Genomic DNA, 4,271 nt, shown 5'->3' on the forward strand with positions numbered 1-4,271 from the left:
GGTGTAGTGGATCCGCTGGCGGAGAAATATCGCAGGCATTCCACTTATAACTATGCTATGAATAATCCAATCCGTTTTATTGATCCTGATGGTAGAGGAGTTAATGATTTTGTGGAAAGAAAAGATGGCTCGATCTATTGGGATAAAAATGCAAACTCTCAATCCACAACTAAAGCTGGAGAAACCTATTTAGGAAAGGAATTAACATTTAACTTTACCAGTTATATTGACGGAAATCTTTGGGATGGACCCTTAAATGGTATAGTAGATGCTTCTGGTGTTAAATTAACAAGTACTTTAAAGCTAACAGCAGGAGAAAATGAAGCAGGAGAATTAACAAGTTTGTCAGGAAGTTTTGAATCCAAACCTGGTGATACTCCAATTGGTGCACCAAGAATGTTTTATCCAGGACAAGGAGGAAGTAATAATGTTTTTGGAATGACTCCTACATCAACGGGAATTAATACAAATTTTGAACAGCATGCAAGTGTATCTCCAATTGAAGAATGGGGATTAAATCAGATAGGTTTTAAAATAGTAGATGTTGCTCAAAAATTAAATATTAATTATAACAGTGCTAATGGCAGTCTTTCGGTAGATGCTTACACGAATGTTTTTCCTTCGGCTAAACTAACAGTTTCTGGTAGTGGCAATACTTCTAAATTAATGCAGTATAATCAGCCATCTTTTCAAGGAACTCATAGTGCATTAAAAGGAGTTTCTGGCATGAATCCATTTAAAGACAGTAAAGGAAATTATATTCGTCCTTCAGAAAATACCGTAATCAGACCTAAATCAATAAATGATTTTTCATATTACCCATCAAGATTTTATAAAAGAAACTAATATGTTCAAAACCAATCTTATTAACAGTTTTTTATACACAACAATAAAATATATTATCTTCTTTGTTGTGCTTGCTTTTGTTGGAAATCGATTTAAGCATATTGTACTAGATAATGCGGCAACATCTTCCAAAATATTTAGTCTTACTTTAAATTATATTCTACAGGTATCAATATATATGATTCCGTTAGTATTAATCTTTAGTTTTCCAATATACTTTATATTAAAAATAAAGAAAAACATATTTTTTTTAATTTCTATAATACTATATTTTACAGTGGAATATTATTTTTATACATTTTTATACGCCCCATCCAATAAGATTTTAGGGGTTTATAATATTGTAATAGGCATATTTATATTATTTATTTTTTTCTATAAAGCTATTCGTTCAAAATTTACAGGATTATAAATAACCCCCCGATCTCGCGAATTTATAATCCGTGAGCAATAATAAAGAACCCACCGCAATTGCGTTGGGTTTTATGTTATAAAGAGTAGCATAAAATAAGATGCTTTTCATTTTTAACCTCAAAAAACATGGCGAATTGGGGTAACGGTACAGAAAAGATTTGAGTACGATTCCCAAAACAGGCTGAAAAAGCATTATCATCAGGTGGATAATAACCCGCAGGAACTGCTTGCTGAAAACACCTATAACGATCTGTCTCAGCTTGTGAATAAGAAAGTAGGAAATAATCTTCAAAGCATCGATTACACCTACAACATCCGCGGATGGATGACCAAGATCAATGATCCGGCAAACCTTAACGGAAAACTGTTCGGGTATAAAGTAAAATACAGTGAAGTGGAAGGGTTTGAAACGCCCAATACAGACTTTTCTACTCTGAAAGTAAAACCGAAATACAACGGCAATATTGCGGAAGTAGACTGGAGAACAGGAACAACTACAGTAGACAACCTGAGAAGATACGGCTATGTTTATGATGGAGTGAACAGATTACTGGCCGGTTTTTACCAGAAAGATTCCAATCCGTCGGCTAAGGAATACTTTGAGAAGATGGATTATGACCTGAACGGGAATATTACCCATTTAAAAAGATCCGCAGAATCACAACAGGGATCCGCAGCATTCAATATTGATGACCTTACTTACGCTTATGCCAATAATAACCAGAGCAACAGGCTTAGTTCAGTCATGGATTCTTCCACGGATTACCGGGGTTACCCTGAGGTATCGGGGATTGCTATTCCCTATGATGTTAACGGGAATATGATTTCCCATAAGGATAAAGGGATTCTGAACATGGCTTATAACTTCCTGAATCTTCCCAACCGTCTTACTTTTGACCAGACGTATCAGATCAGGAATATCTTCAGCGGAGTTACGGAAACACATAATATTACGACAACCTACCTTTTCNCTGAACATGGCTTATAACTTCCTGAATCTTCCCAACCGTCTTACTTTTGACCAGACGTATCAGATCAGGAATATCTTCAGCGGAGTTACGGAAACACATAATATTACGACAACCTACCTTTTCAGGGCAGACGGAGCGAAACTGAATAAAATTTATATGTACGGGCTAGGCAAGAACCAGTCTAAGGCTTACAAGATAACCGAATATTTGGATGGCTTCCAGTATGAAGGCCAGGGTTCTTCTTTAAGAATAACACGGACTTTAAAGTTCGTCCCAACTTCTGAAGGCTATTATAATTTTGAAAATAATAAGTATATTTACAATTACACAGACCATCTGGAAAATGTAAGGTTAAGCTACTATAATAATGGCGGCAGCGTAGCAGTTCTTGAGGAAAACAATTACTATCCTTTTGGGATGAAGCATTCCGGATATAACGGATCAGTAGGTAATCCTTCGTATCAGTACAAATACAACGGAAAGGAGTTGCAGACGGAAAGCGGGATGTATGATTACGGCGCAAGGTTTTATATGCCGGATGTTGGACGGTGGGGTGTCGTAGATCCTGCTGCTGAATTAGGTAGAAGATTTTCACCTTACAATTATGCCTTTGATAATCCAATCATGTTTGTTGATCCTGATGGAATGTGGCCTTGGCCAACTTGGAGTCAGGTTAAAAGCTATGCTAAAGGAGCTTGGTCTACAGGTGGTAGCATGATTAAAGGCGCAGTTACCAGTACATATACCAGTGTTGCAGGAGGAGTTAGGGAAGCAGGAAAAGTTTACAATGCCTACCAAACTGGAGGGGTTAAAGCAGCAGTAAAACAATACGGAAAATCGGTTTATGAAACCAGCGGGGCTAAATCGATTGTAGAAACGACTAAAAAAGCTGTAAAAGGAGATGCTGAAGCTATGGGGTCTTTGGCAGTAATAGCTTCAGCTGCTGTAATTACGCATAAAGCAGGCGGAACGAAAGGCGGAAGTAATAGTAATGTTTCCGCAATGGGAGATCTGACAAAGAGCGAAGTAGGACAAATACAAACTGAAGTAAATAAGGCAGGAAGACCTCTTGAAGTAGTTGGAAGCGCAGCAGAAGGAACCAGAAGAAATGTAGGTTCAGATTTACCTTTAGGTAAAGGACCAGGCACACGTAGTGATATTGATTACATAGCTCCTCCTAGTTCTATTCAATATTTTGAACAAAATAAGTTACCGTCTATAGATCCTAATACAGGTATAATACCTGGTTATGGAAATGAACACATAGGTCCTGTTGTAAGATTTGAACCAGTAGAAGTGACATTGGCTCCTCAAACAGTAAATCCTACACCATTATTGGTACCTTTTGTAAATGATAAAAAACAATAATTATTAAAATAAGATATTATTAATGACTAAATTAATTCGTTTTTGGTTCACGTTTGAGCACTCTACCACGTTACCACCAACTCTTAAATTAGGCTGTGGAATTACAGGATATAACTATGAGGATGCATTAATACTTTTAAAACAAAAAGTATTCAAAGGAAATGAAGAAATAGTAATTAAAGACTGTGTGGAAAATATTAATTTGACAAATTTAGATTCTAATCATATTTTGCCTAACATTTTACCTCCTAATTTTAGAGGCGTGTGGTATCCCTTAGGTTATAATTGAGTGGAAATCCCTATCTCTCGGATTTATAATCCGTGAGCAATAAAAAAGAACCCACCGCAATTGCGGTGGGTTTTATAGATCGCTGTCAAAACTACCAACCACCTGGGCGGATACACCAACACGGAAACCGAGCTGGATTTTGCAAGCGTGGCCAAGCTTTCCAAAACCTACCATAAAATATTGAACGCTGATACGGAAAGAGTCATTACCGAAACTTTTGAATATGACAATCAGAACCGGCTTCTGGTGCATAAGCACAAAGTGGACAATAACCAGGAAGAGATCCTGGCGCAAAATACCTATAACGAACTTTCTCAACTTTCCAATAAAAAAGTAGGAAACAACCTGCAGAGCATCGATTATGCTTATAACATCCGTGGCTG

Annotated in this window: 3 protein-coding genes and 1 pseudogene; all 4 read left to right on the forward strand. The window is 36.9% G+C overall.

Translation table 11 applies throughout. From position 1 onward, the window contains the following. A pseudogene (locus ACED20_RS20950) lies at positions 1-846 on the forward strand (hypothetical protein); the annotation flags it as partial. Positions 847-2,237: 1,391 nt separating this feature from the next. Further along, complete coding sequence (locus ACED20_RS20955) at positions 2,238-3,599, forward strand: RHS repeat domain-containing protein (RefSeq protein WP_378106674.1); 1,362 nt, start codon at positions 2,238-2,240, stop codon at positions 3,597-3,599. 22 nt (positions 3,600-3,621) lie between these two features. After that, a complete protein-coding gene (locus ACED20_RS20960; RefSeq protein ID WP_256041098.1) occupies positions 3,622-3,888 on the forward strand; it encodes a hypothetical protein in 267 nt (88 codons plus the stop codon). 180 nt (positions 3,889-4,068) lie between these two features. After that, positions 4,069-4,271, forward strand: a 203-nt coding sequence (locus ACED20_RS20965) for a hypothetical protein (protein WP_378106676.1), incomplete at its 3' end; no start/stop codon positions are given.

The sequence above is a fragment of the Chryseobacterium sp. sg2396 genome (assembly GCF_042610505.1).
Taxonomy (GTDB): domain Bacteria; phylum Bacteroidota; class Bacteroidia; order Flavobacteriales; family Weeksellaceae; genus Chryseobacterium.

Excerpts from the sequence above, each read along its gene's own strand:
- ACED20_RS20955 (WP_378106674.1), top strand. The coding sequence starts at position 2,238 with ATGGCTTATAACTTCCTGAATCTTCCCAACCGTCTTACTTTTGACCAG.
- ACED20_RS20960 (WP_256041098.1), top strand. The coding sequence starts at position 3,622 with ATGACTAAATTAATTCGTTTTTGGTTCACGTTTGAGCACTCTACCACG.